Below are 15,279 nucleotides of genomic sequence, written 5' to 3' on the forward strand. Positions count from 1 at the left end.
CTACGGGGTGTCCTCGCAGGCCAGGGGCATCGGTCCGGACACCGGACGCCCCGCCCGGTCCGGGGCCGCCGCCGCCGGGGCCGGGGCCAGCGGTGCCAGTTCGGGCCGCTTGGGCAGGCGCCCGTCACCCGAGGATCTGCCGGTCAGCCTCCGGCCGATCCACGGCAGCAGATGCTGCCGTGCGAAGCGCAGGTCGGCGGTGCGGCGCCGGTACCAGCCGGGCAGGACGGCCGGTGGCAGGGGCGCGTGCCAGTCCGCCCCGGCCTCGTGCCCCAGCCGCTGCCAGACGGCCTCGGCCACCCGCTCGTGCCCCTCGGAGGACAGATGCAGCCGGTCGTCGGCCCACAGCCGGGGATCACCCAGCGCCTCACAGCCGTACAGGTCCACCACCAGCGCCCCGTGTTCCTCGGCCAGGACGTCGATGAAGTCGAACAGCTGCTCCATACGGACCCGGTACCGCTCCAGCACCGGTCCGCGCCGTCCGGGGCTGTGCATCAGCACCAGACGTCCGCAGTTCGGGGCGAGCTTGGCGACCGACTCCGCCAGCAGCCCGCACACCCGTCCCATGTCGCACTTCGGGCGCAGCACGTCGTTGAGGCCGCCGACCAGTGTCACCAGGTCCGCGCCCAGCGCGGCGGCGGCGTCCACCTGCTCGTCGGCGATCTGCCCGATCAGCTTTCCGCGCACTGCCAGGTTGGCGTACCGGAAGCCCTCGGTGCGGGCGGCCAGCCGGTTGGCGAGCAGATCGGCCCAGCCCCGGTAGCTGCCGTCCGGGAGCAGATCCGACATGCCCTCGGTGAAGGAGTCCCCCAGGGCGGCGAAACTGGTGATGACGGGCGGGGCGGGCACTTCGGGTGTGCTGTCAGTTGAGCTGTTCATGGCGCAGGCCATGGTAACCAACCGCCCGGTACCCGCCCCGGCCAGCCGCCTCCCGTCACCGTCCCGTTCTCACCGCCCGGCTACCTGCCCACCAGCTCGCGCAGCACGTCCTCCATGGTGACCAGCCCGACCGCCCGGCCATCCGTACCGATCACCGCCGCGAGATGCGTACCGCTGCTGCGCATCGCGCCCAGCACGTCGTCCAGCGGGGTGGTCGCCCGCACCCGGGCAATCGGCCGCAACGCGGCGGCCGGGAACGGCACCTCGCGGTGCACGGCGTCGAGCGCGTCCTTGACGTGCAGGTAGCCCAGCGCCCGGCCGCCGTCGTCCACCACCGGGAAACGGGAGAAGCCGCTGCGCGAGGAGAGCTGCTCCAGGCCCTCGGCGGTGACCCCGAGCTGGGCGGAGACCACGCGCTCGGTGGGCCGCACGACCTCGGCCACCGGGCGGCGCCCCAGCTCCAGCGCGTCGCGCAGCCGCTCCGTCGCGCGCTCGTCCAGCAGTCCGGCCTCGCTGGAGTCCGCCACCAGCCGCGCCAGCTCGTCGTCGGAGTACGTCGCGGACACCTCGTCCTTGGGCTCGACCCGCAGCAGCTTCAGCAGGGCGTTCGCCAGCGCGTTGATACCGAAGATCACCGGGCGCAGGGTCCGGGTGAGGCCGACCAGCGGCGGGCCCAGCACCAGCGCGGTGCGCTCGGGCGCCGCCAGCGCGATGTTCTTCGGCACCATCTCGCCGAACAGCATGTGCAGATAGGTCGCCACCGCCAGCGCGATCACGAAGGCGATCGGATGGATGAGGCCGTCCGGTACGCCCGCGAGGTGGAAGGCCGGTTCCAGCAGGTGCGCGATCGCGGGTTCGGCGACCACCCCCAGCACCAGTGTGCACAGGGTGATGCCCAGCTGGGCCGCGGCCATCAGGGCCGACACGTGCTCCAGACCCCACACCACACTGCGCGCCCGCTTCTCGCCCCGTTCGGCGAGCGGCTCGATCTGGCTGCGCCGTACGGAGATCATCGCGAACTCGGCGCCCACGAAGAAGGCGTTGGCGACCAGCGTCAGCAGGCCGATCAGCAGTTGGACGGCGGTCACCGGCGCACCCCCCGGTCGTCACGGGAGCGCTCGCCGCGTTCCCGTTCCCGTTCGTGTTCTTGTTCCCGCTCCTCGCGGTCCCGGCCACCGGAGACGGTGCCGACGGCCTCGGCGCCGTGATGACGGCCGCCGCTGTAGTGGTGTTCGGCGCCGTAGGGGTCGTGGTCCCGCTCGGCCGGAGCGGTCAGCCGCACATGGGCGGCCCGCCGCCCGGACGCGTCCACGACCTGGAGCCGCCAGCCGGCCACCTCCAGAAGGTCGCCCACCACCGGGATCCGCCCCAGTTCGGTGGCGACCAGCCCGGCCAGGGTCTCGTACGGGCCCTCCGGAGCGCGCAGCCCGATGGTCTCGAGCTGGTCGGTACGGGCCGCGCCGTCCGCGTCGTAGACCATGCGGCCCTGCCCGTCCTCGCCCGCCGGGACGAGGTCGGGGGTCTGGAGCGGATCGTGCTCGTCGCGGACCTCCCCCACGACTTCCTCGATGATGTCCTCCAGGGTGGCGACTCCGGCCGTGCCGCCGTACTCGTCGATCACCACGGCGATGCTGTTCTTCCCCGACAGCCGGTCCAGCAGCCGGTCGACGGTCAGCGACTCGGGCACCAGGACCGGCTCGCGCAGCAGCTCCGTGACCGGATGGTGGGGGCGGCGGTCGGCGGGTACGGCGAGCACGTCCTTGAGATGGGCGACGCCGACCACGGTGTCGAGGTTGCCGCGGTAGACGGGGAAGCGGGACAGCCCGGTCGCCCGGGCGGCGTTCGCCACGTCCTGGGCGGTGGTGTGCTCCTCCAGCGCCGTCACCTGCACCCGCGGTGTCATCACGCTCTGCGCGGTCAGCTCGGCCAGCTGGATGGTACGGACGAACAGCTCGGCGGTGTCCGCCTCCAGCGCGCCCTCCTTAGCCGAATGACGGGCGAGCGCGACCAGCTCCTGGGGGGAGCGGGCCGAGGCCAGTTCCTCGGTGGGCTCCAGGTCCAGCCGGTGCAGCACCCGGTTCGCGGTGTTGTTCAGATGGGTGATCAGCGGCCGGAAGGCGGCACTGAAGCCGCGCTGGACCACGGCGACCCTGCGGGCCACCGGCAGCGGCCGGGAGATCGCCCAGTTCTTCGGCACCAGCTCGCCGACGACCATCAGCAGCACGGTGGACAGCGCGGTGCCCAGCACCAGGGCCACCGAGGAGGCCGCCGACTGGGGCAGTCCGGCGGCCCCCAGCGGGCCGGCCAGCAGCCGGGCGGTCGAGGGCTCGGCGAGCATGCCGATGATCAACCCGGTCACGGTGATGCCGAGCTGGGCGCCGGAAAGCTGGAAGGTGAGTGACCGCACCGCCTTGAGGGCGCTGTCCGCGCCCGGCTCGCCGCGCTCGGCGGACCGCTCCAGTTCGCTGCGCTCCACGGTGGTCAGCGAGAACTCGGCCGCGACGAAGACGGCGCACGCCAGGGTCAGCAGCAGGGCCAGCAGCAGGAGGAGGACTTCGGTCATGAGGTCACCCCCGCCCCGTGATCCGAGAACGCGGGGCGCTCCGCGCGGTGGTCGTGGCGGGTTCTACTACTGGGAGGCTCGCCCATGGGCGGACGTTCACACACCTTTCTTTCGCACACGCGGGGCAACGCGCGATGGACTGTCCATCGTAAGCGAGCCGCCGTTCGCTGCCCGGCGCGGCGCCCGGCTCAGTATCCGGCGCGGCCCGGTGGCAGCGGTCTCACCCAGCGGCTCCACCGGTCCTGCCGGGCGTACCCCGCGGCGTGCCACGCCCGGTGGGCCGGTTCGTTGTGGTCGAGCACCATGGCGTCGGCGCGCCGGCCGCCCAGCGCGGCGAACCGCTCCTCGGCCGCGGCCAGCAGCGCCGAGGCCACCCCGCGGCGGCGGTGCGACGGGCGGACCGCGAGCCGGTACAGATGGCACCGCCAGCCGTCGAAGCCCGCGATCACCGTGCCCACCAGGAGTTTCCCGTGCTCGGCCAGCAGCAGTGCCCGGGGATCCCGTTCGAGCAGCCGGGCCACGCCCGCCCGGTCGTCGCTGATGCTCGTCCCCTCGGCGGCCTCCTTCCAGAAGACCAGGACGGTGTCGATGTCCGCCTCGGCGGCCGTACGTATCCGGAGTCCGGAGGTGTGCGGGGAGTCGCTCATGGCGGCATTCCACCACCGGCCGGGGGCGGGACGCACGGAGTTCCGCCGTGCGGACGGCGGGCCGGGGTGGTCAGGCGCCCCGCAGCTCCCTGAGCACCGGGGCGAAGGTCTCCAGCGCCGGTTCGTGCACGCAGAAGTAGGTGAAGCCGTAGCGCTCGCGGTGGACGAGCACCTGATCGGCCATCTCCGCGGTGCTGCCGCAGAGCAGGGCGGGATGCTCCAGGAGTTCGTCCTCGGACAGTCCCATGGCGTGCGGGACCAGCTCGCGGGCCGCAGCACGCCGGTCGTCGGTGACCGTCACCTGCTGGACCAGGAAGTTCAGCTCGGCGGGCGCCTCCCGGTCGGCGGCGAGACGCCGGTAGGCGGCCACCCGCTGCTCCAGCTCGCCGGGGGAGAGCAACCGCAGGACGCCGTCCGGCGCGCCGGGCAGCTGCCGTCCGCCGGTGAAGGCGGCGATGTCCGCGCGGCGGGCGGCCAGCGTCAGCACCCGGTCGCCGTTGCCGCCGATCAGCAGCGGTGGCCGGGGGCGCTGCTCGGGTGCCGGTACGTGCTCGGGGTCGGCCAGCAGCCGTTCCAGTTCGTCGACGGTGTGCTCCAGATGGTCCACCCGCTCGCCCGGCGACCCCCAGGGCAGGCCGGCACGCTCGTACTCGGAGCGTACGTACCCGGTGCCCAGGCCCACCTCCAGACGGCCGCCGGTGAGCCGGTCGCAGGTGGCGATCTCGCGGGCGAGGAGGGCGGGGTTCCAGAAGCCCGCGTTGAGGACGAAGGTGCCCACCCGGGGCCGTTCGGTCGCCTCGGCCGCGGCGGTCAGGGCCGGGAACGGCGCGGGTGCCCCCAGGTGATCGGGCACCAGTAGTACGTCGTAGCCCAGTTCCTCGGCGCGGCGGCACTTGTCGCGCCAGGCGTCGCCGGAGTCGACGACGGCGAGGTTGACGCCGAAGCGGAACGGTCGGGGCATCCGGTTGTCCTCCTCCAGGCCGGGAGTTCGGGGTCAGGGGCCGGGCCGGCGGGCCCGGGCGGAGCCGGTCTCAGGACTGCCGGGTGGGCTCGAAGCGCTTCATGCGCTCCAGGACCGCCTCCGCGCTGGGATCGGGCATCTCGTCGACGATCCGTCCGTCGGCGAGGAAGAGCACCAGATCGGAGTGGGCCGCGGCGCGCGGGTCATGGGTCACCATCACCACCGTCTGCCCCAGTTCGTCCACGGCCCGCCGCAGGAATCGCAGCAGTTCCAGACCGGAGCGCGAGTCGAGGTTCCCGGTCGGCTCGTCCGCGAAGACCAGCCGGGGCCGGGAGGCCAGCGCGCGGGCGCACGCCACCCGCTGCTGCTGGCCGCCGGAGAGCTGCGACGGCCGGTGTCCCAGGCGGTCCCGCAGCCGGAGCGTGTCGATCACCGTCTCCAGCCACTGCGGATCCGGCCGGCGGCCCGCGATGTCCATGGGCAGGGTGATGTTCTCCCTGGCGGTCAGGGTGGGCAGCAGGTTGAACGACTGGAAGACGAAACCGATCTCGTCCCGCCGCAGCTTCGTCAGCGCCCGGTCGCCGAGCCCGGTGATCTCCGTGCCACCGACCCACACCTGCCCGCGGGTGACCGTGTCCAGCCCGGCCAGGCAGTGCATCAGCGTCGACTTCCCCGAACCGGACGGGCCCATCACCGCCGTGAAGCGGCCCTCGGCGATGTCGACGTCCACGTCGTCCAGCGCCACCACGGTCGCCTCACCACCGCCGTACGTCTTGGTCAGGCCACGGCCCCGGGCGGCGACCCGCCCGTTCTCCGGGGCCTGTCGCGCCTTCTCCGCTGCTGTGGACACCGCACCTCCCGGTCTCGCGGGTCTTGAGGTCGGCTCCCCCGCGGGGAGCCGAGACCTGTGCACTACCCGGTGTGCGGACATCCATCCACCGCGCAGGTCCACGGGGCGCGCTCCGCCGTTCCGGCCGTGCCCCTCCGGAGTGTCAGGGACTCAGGGCCGCCGGGCGCGGCCCAGCACGTGTGCCGAGACCGGGGTCGGCACACCGCCCGGCGGTACCCGCAGCCGCCGGTGGGAGAGCGGGGCGAATCCCGCCGCGGTGATCGCGGCGACCGTGTCCCGGCCGGTGTGGCAGCCGCCGAACAACCGCGGCCACACCGTGCGGTCCAGCGCCCGCTGCAGCAGGACCGCCGTCCGTGTCCCGGCCCGGACGTGCTCGTAGAAGCGCAGTTCACCGCCCGGCCGCAGCACCCGCCGCAGCTCCGCCAGAGCACGGTCCGGGTCACCGACCGAGCACAGCACCAGGGACACCACGGCCGCGTCGAACTCGCCGTCCTCCGCCGGCAGCGCCTCCGCCACGCCCGGCACCACCGTGACCGGGACGGCGGCGCGCCGTGCGGCCTCCTCGGCCGACCGCCGCAGCCGGGGCTCCGGCTCGACCGCCACCAGCTCGCGCACGGCCGCCGGGCAGTGGGCGAAGTTCAGACCGCTGCCCGCCCCGACCTCGATCACCCGGCCCGAGAGCCCGGCCAGCAGCTCGGCGCGGTGCGCCCCCAGCCCTGCCCGCTCGTCCAGCGCCGGGGCGAAGCGGGCGTAGTAGCGCGCGAACAGCGGATGGTGCACGGTGTCGCGCCGGGAGCCCCCGTGCCCGAACGGGGTGCTGTCGCCGGGTGCCGTCATGGAAGCCCTCCGGCCGGAACGGGGATCAGGACGGGGATCAGGACGGGGATCAGGACGGGGATCGGGACGGGGATCGGAACAGGAGGGGAGCGTTTCAGCATGTTCCAGTATCGCCCGGGGGCCGGAGCAGTGGCGGCCGCGAGTCCGTCACCGGCCGGCCGGACCCGCCGCGGACGGTTCCGCGCCCGCCCAGGCACCGCCGAGCTCCGGGGCCAGCCAGTGCGCGGCCCGTGCCCGGAAGACCGCGGGCGGCAGGGCACCCGCACCGGCCGGCAGCAGCCCGGCCAGGGGTACGCCCGCCGCCACCGGAAGATCGGTCAGATTGCAGCGGGCCGCCAGATCCGGCTCGCGGGGCCAGCTCCCGACCACCACCCCGGCGCACTCCAGCCGCCGGGACCGCAGCGCCTGTGCCGTCAGCGCCGTGGCGTTCAGCGTGCCCAGCCCGGCCGCGGCGACCACCAGCACCGGCGCACCGAGCAGCTCCGCGACGTCGGCCAGGGTCGCTCCCCGCCCGTCGAAGCGCACCAGCAGCCCGCCCGCGCCCTCGACCAGCACCAGGTCGTGTTCCTTCGCCAGCGTCCGCGCGGCCTCCGCGGCCTCCCCGGGGTCCACCGGGGGCAGGCCGGCGCGGCGTGCCGCGGTCTCGGGCGCCAGCGGATCGGGGTAGCGCGCGAGCTCCACGGCGGTCACCTCCGCACCCGCCAGCCGCCGTACCTCGGCGGCGTCCCCCGGCTCGTCCCCGGCGACCCCGGTCTGCGCGGGTTTGAGCACGGCCACCGAGCGGCCCGCCACCACCGCCGCAGCGGCCAGTGCCGCCACGGTCACGGTCTTGCCGACCTCCGTACCCGTCCCGGTGACGACCAGCACCGACATCTCCCGTGCCTCTCCCGCGCTCCCGATCCGTGTCTCCGACGCATCCGGCCGTGCCTCCGGCGCCTTCGTGGCGCGCTCAGCCCGCGCGCGCCGCCGCGCACACCGCGTCCGCGATCCGCGCCACGTCCTCGTCACCGGTGACGTACGGCGGCATCGTGTACACCAGATCACGGAACGGCCGCAGCCACACACCCGCGCGCACCGCCGCCTCGGTCGCCGCCGCCATGTCGGCCTCGTGGTCGAGCTGGACCACGCCGATGGCGCCCAGCACCCGCACGTCCCGCACGCCCGGCAGCGCGGCCGCCCCGGCCAGACCGGCGCGCAGCCCGGCCTCGATCCGCTTCACCTCGCCCGCCCAGTCCTGGCCGAGCAGCAGGTCGAGGGAGGCGCCCGCCACCGCCGCCGCCAGCGGGTTGCCCATGAACGTCGGACCGTGGGCCAGCACCGGCACCTCGCCCCGCGAGATGCCCTCGGCCACCCGGGCCGTGCACAGTGTCGCGGCCATCGTCAGATAACCGCCGGTCAGCGCCTTGCCGACGCACATCACATCCGGGGTGACCCCGGCGTGGCCGGCCGCGAACAGGGTGCCGGTCCGGCCGAAGCCGGTGGCGATCTCGTCGAACACCAGCAGCACGCCGTGCTCGTCGCACACCTCGCGCAGCACCCGCAGATAGGCGGGGGAGTGGAAGCGCATCCCGCCCGCGCCCTGCACGACGGGTTCCACGATCACCGCCGCCAGTTCCCCGGCGTGGGCGGCGACCAGTTCCCGCAGCCGGGTCTCGTAGGCGGGGTCGGGGCCGGCGCCGAAGCCGTCCGGCGGGGCGTCCGCGAAGACCTGCTCCGGCAGCACCCCCGACCACAGCCGGTGCATGCCGCCGTCCGGATCGCACACCGACATCGGCTGCCAGGTGTCCCCGTGGTAGCCGCCGCGCCAGGTCAGCAGCCGTTGCTTGCCCGGTCTGCCGAGCGAGCGCCAGTACTGCAGGCACATCTTGACGGCCACCTCGACCGACACCGATCCGGAGTCGGCCAGGAAGACGTGCTCCAGCCCCTCGGGGGCGATGTCCACCAGCCGCTTGGCCAGCCGCACGGCCGGCTCGTGGGTGAGCCCGCCGAACATCACATGGCTCATCCGCTCCAGCTGGGCGTGGGCCGCCTCGTTGAGCACCGGGTGGTTGTAGCCGTGGATGGCCGACCACCACGACGACATCCCGTCGACCAGCTCCTCGCGGCCCCAGGCGGGCCGGGCCAGCCGCAGCCGGACCCCGGAGGCGGCGGAGACCACCAGCGGTTCGGTACGGCCCGGCATCGGGCCGTAGGGGTGCCAGACGTGGCGGCGGTCGAGGTCGAGCAGCTCCCCGTGCGGGAGCGGCGCGTCAGGCATTGGGCGGCAGCTCCGTACCCGCGCCCCGCCGCCGTACGGCCACCAGGTCGGTCCGGGCCGCGGAGGGCGGGACGCCGCCACCGGCCTGCCCGCAGGTGTCCGTACCGCCCGCGCAGTCGGATCCGTCCGCGCCGCCGCACGGCCCGCTGCCGCCGCCGGGGGCGGCGAGCGCGCCGGCCCGGTGCTCCGGCAGAGTCCGCTCCCCGGCGCCCTCCACCTCGAAACCGGCGTCGGCGATCATCTCCAGATCGGCCCGGCCCGCCTGGCCCTCACTGGTGAGGTAGTCGCCCAGGAAGACCGAGTTGGCCAGGTGCAGGGCCAGCGGCTGCAGCGACCGCAGATGCACCTCGCGCCCGGCGGCCAGCCGCACCTCCGCGTCGGGGCAGACGAAGCGGACCATCGCCAGGATGCGCAGGCAGCGCTGCGGGGTGAGGTTCCACTCCTTCGCCAGCGGGGTCCCCTCGAAGGGGATGAGGAAGTTCACCGGTACCGAGTCCGGGTCCAGCTCGCGCAGCGCGAAGACCACGTCCACCAGGTCCTCGTCGGACTCGCCCATGCCCGCGATCAGCCCCGAGCAGGCCGACAGGCCGGCGGCCCGCGCCTGTCGCACCGTCTCCACCCGGTCGGCGTAGGTGTGCGTGGTGGTGATCCGGCCGTAGGTCGCCTCGGAGGTGTTGAGGTTGTGGTTGTAGGCGTCCGCGCCCGCCTCGCGCAGCCGCTCGGCCTGGCCGTCGGAGAGCAGTCCGAGACAGGCGCACACCTCCACGTCCTCGTTCTGTTCCCGGATGGCGTCGATGGTCTTCGAGACCCGGTCCACGTCCCGGTCGGTGGGCCCGCGGCCACTGGCCACCAGGCACACCCGCTTGGCGCCGCCGGCCACACCCGCGGAGGCCGCCGCGGCGGCCTCCTCCGGCTTCAGCCAGGTGTACTTCAGGATGCCGGCCTTCGACCCCAGCCGCTGCGAGCAGTACGAGCAGTCCTCGGGGCACAGCCCCGACTTCAGGTTGACCAGGTAGTTGAGCTTCACCCGCCGGCCGAACCAGTGCCGCCGCACCCGTCCGGCCGCAGCCACCACGTCCAGAAGTTCGTCGTCGGACGTGGCCAGTACGGCCAGCGCCTCGTCACGTGTGGGCGGCTCGCGCCGCAGCCCCTTGTCCACCAGCGCGTTCAGCAGGTCCATGGTGCTGATCCTGTCCCATGGCACCGGCCAGGGCCAAGAACGCACCCCCACAACCGGGCGGACGGAGGTCTGTACGGCACCGCACCCGCCGCGGGCCCGTCCACGGTTACCGTCGGGCCTCACCGGCCGGAGCACCGGCAGGGCCGGGGAACAGACGCCACCCGACAGAAGACGCCACCCGACGGAAGACGAGGGACGGCCAGATGCCGCAGGAGCCAGACCGCAGCCCGGATCCGTTCGGCTGGATCGAGGAGCAGCGTGAACGGCGCAGCCGCGCGGGACTGGTGCGCACCCTGCGCCCCCGCCCCGCCGACTCCCCGCTGCTCGACCTGGCGGGCAACGACTACCTGGGACTGGCCCGCCACCCCGTCACGGTCGCCGCCGCCCGGGAGGCCGTACACCGCTGGGGCACGGGCGCCACCGGCTCCCGGCTGGTCACCGGCAGCACCGAACTGCACGCCGAGCTGGAGGCGGAGCTCGCCGACTTCTGCGGCTTCGAGGCCGCCCTGGTGTTCTCCTCCGGCTACACCGCCAATCTCGCCGCCGTCACCGCCCTGACCGGCCGGGACGCGCTGGTGGTCTCGGACGCCGCCAACCACGCCTCGCTGATCGACGGCTGCCGCCTGGCGCGCGCCCGGACCGCGGTCGTCCCGCACGCCGACCCCGGCGCCGTCGGCAGGGCGCTCGACGGTTTCGACGGGCGAGCCCTGGCCGTCACCGACGCCGTCTTCTCCGTCGACGGCGACGCCGCGCCGCTGCCCGGCCTGGCCGCCGTCTGCCGCGCCCACGGTGCCGCGCTGCTGGTGGACGACGCGCACGGGCTCGGCGTCCTCGGTGACGGTGGCCGGGGCGCCCCGTACGCCGCGGGACTGTCCGGGGCGCCGGACGTGGTGGCCACCGTCACCCTCTCCAAGTCCCTGGGCAGCCAGGGCGGTGCCGTCCTCGGGCCGGCCGGGGTGATCGACCACCTGGTCAACACCGCCCGCAGCTTCGTCTTCGACACCGGCCTCGCCCCGGCGGCGGCCGGGGCCGCCCTCGCCGCGCTGCGGCTGCTGCGGGCCGAGCCCGGCCGGGCCGCACGGGTCCGCGAGGCGGCCGGGCGGCTGTACGGGCGGCTGACGGCCGCCGGTCTGGAGGCCACCCGCCCGGACGCCGCCGTGGTCTCGGTGCGCGCCCCCTCCCCGGAGGCCGCCGTCCGCTGGGCCGCCGACTGCCGTGCCGCCGGACTGGCCGTGGGCTGCTTCCGGCCTCCGTCGGTGCCCGACGGGGTCTCCCGGCTGCGGCTGACCGCCCGCGCCGATCTGTCCGTCACCGAGCTCGACGCGGCGGCCGCCACCGTCGCCCGTACCGCGCCCGCCGTCTGACGGGGCGTTCTCCGGGCCGGTGCCTCCGGGGCGGGCCGGGACCGTGCCGCCCGGGGAGCGGTCAGGGCCGGCCCGCGGTCCGGTCCGGGGGCCGGCCCGCCCCGGAGGCACCGGCTCCGGGCACCCTGCGGCGCAGCCCGAAGGGCAGCAGGGCCCACACCGCGCCGCAGAAGGCGAGGACGCCCGCCGCCACCGCGATCCCGGCGGTGCGCCCCAGCACCACGTCCACGACCAGCAGCACCGCCCCGGTCAGGGCGAGGGCGAGCACCACGAGCCCGGCCCCGGCCAGCCGTGAGGAGACCTCGACGATCAGCCGTTTCGCCCCGCGCCGGAACAGCACCCGGTGCAGCGCCGCCGGGGCCGTGAAGAGGATCGAGGAGGCGACGGCGAGCAGCAGCGTGGTGAGGTAGGTGCCGCGCTGCACCGCGTCCAGTTCGGTGAAGCGCTGGGTGAAGGCGAGGGTGAGGAGGAAGGCGAAGAGGATCTGGACCCCCACCTGGATGACCCGCAGTTCCTGCAGCAGTTCGACGAAGTTTCGGTCATCGCGTTCCAGGGGTGTCTCGCGGCGCTCGTCCATACGGATCCGGGTTCCGCGTACGGCGGCCTTCACTCGTCGCCGCACCCGGGACCCGCTCACCGGTACCGGTGGCGGGATCGGTGAGCCCGGTCAGTCCGGCCGGCCTTCCGGTTCCGGCGGGAGCGCCACCAGGGAGGTGCGCCGCGGGCCGTCCAGTACGCGCAGCGCCCGTGCCAGGGTGGCGGCGTGCAGCTCGGACTCCCCGCGCCCGTGCATCACGGCCAGGGCGTCCCGCAGTGCCGCCGCCCGGCCGGCCAGGGCCTGGGCGGCGCGCAGGGCCCCGTAGGTGTCGCGTCCCCGGGCGGGATTGATCCGGCCCAGCAGGTCGACGATCTCCAGATAGCGGTCGATCACCTCGCCCTCCGCCCGGGTCAGGGCGGGCAGCGGCGGCAACTCGGGCGGCAGCACCGGGTACGGCCCCTCTCTCAGCCGGCCGCGCGTGCCGCGCGGGACGCCTTGCGGTCGGCCGTGAGCCGGTCCACGAGTCCGTAGGCCACCGCGGCCCCGGCGTCGAGGAACAGGTCCCGCTCGATGTCCCGCCGGACGCGTTCCAGGGGCTGCCCGGTGTGCTCGGCCAGCAGTTCCTCCAGTTTCCGGCGGGTGCGCAGCATCTCCTGGGACTGGATCTCCAGGTCCCTGACCTGCCCCCGGACGGGTTCGGCCAGGGAAGGCTGGTGGATCATCACCCGCGCGCCGGGCAGGGCCAGCCGCTTGCCGGGGGTGCCCGCGGCGAGCAGGACGGCCGCGGCGGAGGAGGCCTGTCCCAGGCAGACGGTCTCGATGTCGCAGCCGATGAACCGCATCGTGTCGTGGATCGCCGTCATCGCGGTGAAGGAGCCGCCGGGAGAGTTGATGTAGAGCGAGATGTCCCGTCCGGGCGCGGAGTGCTCCAGGTGGAGGAGCTGGGCCATGACGTCGTTGGCCACGGCGTCGTCGATCGGGGTCCCGAGGAGGACGATGCGCTCCTCGAAGAGCCTGGAGTACGGGTCCAGGGCCCGGGAGCCGTAGCCGGCGGACTCGGTGAACTCGGGCAGGACACGGCGGGCGGCGGGTCGGTTCGTCCGGTGCACGGTGTGGTCCCTTCATCGACCGGGAGGGCGCGGTCGGCAGGAGAAACGTACATAAATTGCAGAACGTACGTCTGGTTATGCTGGGAGCATGGCCTACGAAATTCCGGTGACGCAAGCCCGCGCCGAACTCGCCGACCTGATCAACCGTGTGGTGTACGGAGGTGAACGGGTGGTGGTGACGCGGCACGGGAAACCACTGGTGGCCCTGGTGACCGCCGCTGACCTGGAACGACTGGACCAGCTGGGCGAGGCAGGGCAGGACGGGGTGATCAGCACGGTCTCCACCGTGCGGGAGGTGCCGTCCGCTCCCGGCGAACGCGGTCGCTTCGGTATCGCGGCGCACCACCCGGATCCCGCCTCCGGGGAACGACGCCCGGGCCGCGGGGCGTAGGGCGCCGACGCTCGGGGCGGGCGCCGGGCGCGAGGCGGTCCCGGGGGACCGGTGGGAGGCGCGCCGCGGAGCGGTGCCGGGCTCTACGGGGCGGTGCTCACGGCGCGGCGCTTGCGGAGGACGGGCCGGAGCCGTCGCCCTTCTTGCGGGCCTTGGCGTCGGGCGCGTACAGGTCCACGTACTCCTGGCCGGACAGGTTCATGATCGCGTACATGATCTCGTCGGTGACCGCGCGCAGCACCGTGCGGTCTTCGTGCATCCCGGCGAAGCGCGAGAAGTCCAGCGGTTCGCCGAAGCGGATGGTCACCCGCCCGATCCTGGGAAGCTTCCGGCCCGGCGGCTGGAGCTCGAACGTCCCCACCATGGCGCACGGCACCACCGGCGCCTTCGACCGCAGCGCCATGACGGCGACCCCGGTGCGGCCCCGGTACAGCCGTCCGTCGTGGGACCGGGTGCCCTCGGGGTAGATGCCGAGCAGCTCGTCCCGGTCCAGGACCTTCAGCCCCTCCTCGATGGCCGCCCGGCCCGCACCCCTGCCCGACCGGTCCACCGGGATCTGCCCCACGCTGCGGAAGAACGCCGCGGTGAGTCTGCCCTTCACGCCCGGACCGGTGAAGTACTCGGCCTTGGCCAGGAAGGTGATGCGCCGCCTGAGGATCGCGGGCATCAGGAAATGGTCGGAGAAGGACAGATGGTTTCCGGCGACGATCGCCGCACCTTCGTCCGGAACGTGCTCCAGCCCCTCGATCCGGGGCCTGAACAGCAGCCGCAACAGCGGTCCCAGCAGGACGTACTTGAGCACGTAGTAGAACACGGGGCGGCTCCCGTCTGTACCGGGTCGGCTGGCGCGCTGCGTTCCGCGAGGTCACGGGGCAGCGCGAAGGGGATCAGTCTATGTACGGGCGCCGGCGTGCGTGACCGGCTCGGACGGGGGCGGTGCCGGCCGGGTGCCGGCATCTGTACGGGGGTGCCGGGTTCTTCCGTCTCACGTCCGACCTCTACCCGCCGGCCGCCGGGGCAGACGCCGCCCCGCCGCGGACGGTGCGGAACGGCGCTGGGAGTCCGGAAGGGGGCCGGTCCGGCGCCGGCGCGGGAGCGGACGGGGGAGGACGGGGGAGGAACGGTCTGCGGACGCGCTCCCGCGGGTAGCCGTGGGCAATGTTCTTCGACTCCTGGTACGAACTGCTGCGGGTGGCCGTCATGACCACCTGCGCCTACGTCGCCCTGATCGTGGTGGTGCGGCTGTCGGGCAAGCGCACGCTGGCGAAGATGAACGCCTTCGACCTGGTGGTCACCGTGGCCCTGGGCTCGACGCTGGCCACCATCCTCCTGAACCGGACCGTCTCCCTGGCCGAGGGAGTGCTCGCCCTGGCACTCCTGGTGGCCCTGCAGTTCGTCAGCGCGTGGGCGGCGGTGCGCTCCCGCCGCTTCCACCGGCTGATCAAGGCCGAGCCGACACTGCTGCTGAGCGACGGGCGCCTGCTCACCGGGGCGATGGCCCGGCAGCGGGTCACGGCGAGCGAGGTGCACCAGGCGATCCGCTCCCAGGGAGTCGGCGCGATCGAGGACGTCGCCGCGGTGGTCCTGGAGACCGACGGCAAGTTCAGTGTGCTTCCCCGGTCCCAGAAGGGGTCGGGCAGCTCTCTGCGGGAGGTCCGCAACCCGGCGGGCGCGGAACCGGACAGGTGAGGTGACCGGACAGG

17 protein-coding genes are annotated in these 15,279 nt (G+C 74.1%); 3 read left to right on the forward strand and 14 right to left on the reverse strand.

Annotated features, from left to right (window positions below):
* The 10 genes from CUT44_RS09645 to bioB all read right to left on the reverse strand — a co-directional run bounded on the left by CUT44_RS09645 (position 1) and on the right by bioB (position 10,174).
* On the reverse strand, positions 1 to 879 hold the full coding sequence (locus tag CUT44_RS09645) for an SGNH/GDSL hydrolase family protein (protein ID WP_100200375.1): 879 nt from the start codon (positions 877 to 879) through the stop codon (positions 1 to 3).
* An 80-nt stretch (positions 880 to 959) separates the two neighbouring features.
* On the reverse strand, positions 960 to 1,967 hold the full coding sequence (locus CUT44_RS09650) for a hemolysin family protein (protein ID WP_100200231.1): 1,008 nt from the start codon (positions 1,965 to 1,967) through the stop codon (positions 960 to 962).
* Positions 1,964 to 3,442 (reverse strand): hemolysin family protein, encoded by a 1,479-nt coding sequence (locus CUT44_RS09655; protein ID WP_100200232.1) that lies wholly within the window; start codon positions 3,440 to 3,442, stop codon positions 1,964 to 1,966. Before CUT44_RS09655 ends, CUT44_RS09650 begins: the two co-directional genes overlap by 4 nt.
* A 188-nt stretch (positions 3,443 to 3,630) precedes the next feature.
* Complete coding sequence (locus CUT44_RS09660; protein WP_100200233.1) at positions 3,631 to 4,089, reverse strand: GNAT family N-acetyltransferase; 459 nt, start codon at positions 4,087 to 4,089, stop codon at positions 3,631 to 3,633.
* 70 nt (positions 4,090 to 4,159) lie between these two features.
* On the reverse strand, positions 4,160 to 5,050 hold the full coding sequence (locus tag CUT44_RS09665) for an LLM class F420-dependent oxidoreductase (protein ID WP_100200234.1): 891 nt from the start codon (positions 5,048 to 5,050) through the stop codon (positions 4,160 to 4,162).
* Between the two features lie 70 nt (positions 5,051 to 5,120).
* Positions 5,121 to 5,900, reverse strand: coding sequence for an ABC transporter ATP-binding protein (locus tag CUT44_RS09670; protein WP_233221084.1), 780 nt, complete (start codon positions 5,898 to 5,900; stop codon positions 5,121 to 5,123).
* A gap of 150 nt (positions 5,901 to 6,050) precedes the next feature.
* Positions 6,051 to 6,737 (reverse strand): class I SAM-dependent methyltransferase, encoded by a 687-nt coding sequence (locus CUT44_RS09675; protein ID WP_100200235.1) that lies wholly within the window; start codon positions 6,735 to 6,737, stop codon positions 6,051 to 6,053.
* 147 nt (positions 6,738 to 6,884) lie between these two features.
* Positions 6,885 to 7,610 carry a dethiobiotin synthase gene (gene bioD, locus CUT44_RS09680; RefSeq protein WP_100200236.1) on the reverse strand — a complete coding sequence of 242 codons (726 nt, stop codon included), beginning with the start codon at positions 7,608 to 7,610 and terminating at the stop codon, positions 6,885 to 6,887.
* Positions 7,611 to 7,686: 76 nt separating this feature from the next.
* A complete protein-coding gene (locus CUT44_RS09685) occupies positions 7,687 to 8,994 on the reverse strand; it encodes an adenosylmethionine--8-amino-7-oxononanoate transaminase (RefSeq protein ID WP_100200237.1) in 1,308 nt (435 codons plus the stop codon).
* The gene (bioB, locus tag CUT44_RS09690; protein ID WP_100200238.1) at positions 8,987 to 10,174 is read right to left on the reverse strand and encodes a biotin synthase BioB; all 1,188 of its coding nucleotides are present in this window, start codon (positions 10,172 to 10,174) and stop codon (positions 8,987 to 8,989) included. Before bioB ends, CUT44_RS09685 begins: the two co-directional genes overlap by 8 nt.
* A gap of 203 nt (positions 10,175 to 10,377) precedes the next feature.
* On the opposite strand from bioB, the gene CUT44_RS09695 reads away from it, so the two are divergent.
* The gene (locus tag CUT44_RS09695) at positions 10,378 to 11,538 is read left to right on the forward strand and encodes an 8-amino-7-oxononanoate synthase (RefSeq protein ID WP_100200239.1); all 1,161 of its coding nucleotides are present in this window, start codon (positions 10,378 to 10,380) and stop codon (positions 11,536 to 11,538) included.
* Between the two features lie 61 nt (positions 11,539 to 11,599).
* On the opposite strand, the gene CUT44_RS09700 is transcribed toward CUT44_RS09695, so the two are convergent.
* The 3 genes from CUT44_RS09700 to CUT44_RS09710 all read right to left on the reverse strand — a co-directional run bounded on the left by CUT44_RS09700 (position 11,600) and on the right by CUT44_RS09710 (position 13,185).
* A complete protein-coding gene (locus tag CUT44_RS09700; protein ID WP_100200240.1) occupies positions 11,600 to 12,115 on the reverse strand; it encodes a DUF6328 family protein in 516 nt (171 codons plus the stop codon).
* A 90-nt stretch (positions 12,116 to 12,205) separates the two neighbouring features.
* Positions 12,206 to 12,523 (reverse strand): hypothetical protein, encoded by a 318-nt coding sequence (locus CUT44_RS09705; RefSeq protein ID WP_100200241.1) that lies wholly within the window; start codon positions 12,521 to 12,523, stop codon positions 12,206 to 12,208.
* 17 nt (positions 12,524 to 12,540) lie between these two features.
* Complete coding sequence (locus tag CUT44_RS09710; RefSeq protein ID WP_100200242.1) at positions 12,541 to 13,185, reverse strand: ATP-dependent Clp protease proteolytic subunit; 645 nt, start codon at positions 13,183 to 13,185, stop codon at positions 12,541 to 12,543.
* A gap of 88 nt (positions 13,186 to 13,273) precedes the next feature.
* Between CUT44_RS09710 and CUT44_RS09715 the strand changes: the two genes are divergently transcribed.
* A complete protein-coding gene (locus tag CUT44_RS09715; RefSeq protein ID WP_100200243.1) occupies positions 13,274 to 13,576 on the forward strand; it encodes a type II toxin-antitoxin system Phd/YefM family antitoxin in 303 nt (100 codons plus the stop codon).
* 97 nt (positions 13,577 to 13,673) lie between these two features.
* Here the strand turns inward: CUT44_RS09715 and CUT44_RS09720 are convergent, their stop codons facing one another.
* Positions 13,674 to 14,390 (reverse strand): lysophospholipid acyltransferase family protein, encoded by a 717-nt coding sequence (locus tag CUT44_RS09720; RefSeq protein WP_100200244.1) that lies wholly within the window; start codon positions 14,388 to 14,390, stop codon positions 13,674 to 13,676.
* A 344-nt stretch (positions 14,391 to 14,734) separates the two neighbouring features.
* Between CUT44_RS09720 and CUT44_RS09725 the strand changes: the two genes are divergently transcribed.
* Positions 14,735 to 15,265 carry a DUF421 domain-containing protein gene (locus CUT44_RS09725; RefSeq protein ID WP_100200245.1) on the forward strand — a complete coding sequence of 177 codons (531 nt, stop codon included), beginning with the start codon at positions 14,735 to 14,737 and terminating at the stop codon, positions 15,263 to 15,265.
* The last annotated feature ends 14 nt before the right edge of the window (positions 15,266 to 15,279 follow it).

Origin of the sequence: Streptomyces carminius, from assembly GCF_002794255.1 — a bacterium.
Lineage (GTDB): Bacteria > Actinomycetota > Actinomycetes > Streptomycetales > Streptomycetaceae > Streptomyces > Streptomyces carminius.

Excerpts from the sequence above, each read along its gene's own strand:
- CUT44_RS09675 (WP_100200235.1), bottom strand. The coding sequence starts at position 6,737 with ATGACGGCACCCGGCGACAGCACCCCGTTCGGGCACGGGGGCTCCCGG.
- bioB (WP_100200238.1), bottom strand. The coding sequence starts at position 10,174 with ATGGACCTGCTGAACGCGCTGGTGGACAAGGGGCTGCGGCGCGAGCCG.
- CUT44_RS09645 (WP_100200375.1), bottom strand. The coding sequence starts at position 879 with ATGAACAGCTCAACTGACAGCACACCCGAAGTGCCCGCCCCGCCCGTC.
- CUT44_RS09700 (WP_100200240.1), bottom strand. The coding sequence starts at position 12,115 with ATGGACGAGCGCCGCGAGACACCCCTGGAACGCGATGACCGAAACTTC.
- CUT44_RS09715 (WP_100200243.1), top strand. The coding sequence starts at position 13,274 with ATGGCCTACGAAATTCCGGTGACGCAAGCCCGCGCCGAACTCGCCGAC.
- CUT44_RS09655 (WP_100200232.1), bottom strand. The coding sequence starts at position 3,442 with ATGACCGAAGTCCTCCTCCTGCTGCTGGCCCTGCTGCTGACCCTGGCG.
- CUT44_RS09695 (WP_100200239.1), top strand. The coding sequence starts at position 10,378 with ATGCCGCAGGAGCCAGACCGCAGCCCGGATCCGTTCGGCTGGATCGAG.
- CUT44_RS09685 (WP_100200237.1), bottom strand. The coding sequence starts at position 8,994 with ATGCCTGACGCGCCGCTCCCGCACGGGGAGCTGCTCGACCTCGACCGC.
- bioD (WP_100200236.1), bottom strand. The coding sequence starts at position 7,610 with ATGTCGGTGCTGGTCGTCACCGGGACGGGTACGGAGGTCGGCAAGACC.
- CUT44_RS09660 (WP_100200233.1), bottom strand. The coding sequence starts at position 4,089 with ATGAGCGACTCCCCGCACACCTCCGGACTCCGGATACGTACGGCCGCC.
- CUT44_RS09665 (WP_100200234.1), bottom strand. The coding sequence starts at position 5,050 with ATGCCCCGACCGTTCCGCTTCGGCGTCAACCTCGCCGTCGTCGACTCC.
- CUT44_RS09725 (WP_100200245.1), top strand. The coding sequence starts at position 14,735 with ATGTTCTTCGACTCCTGGTACGAACTGCTGCGGGTGGCCGTCATGACC.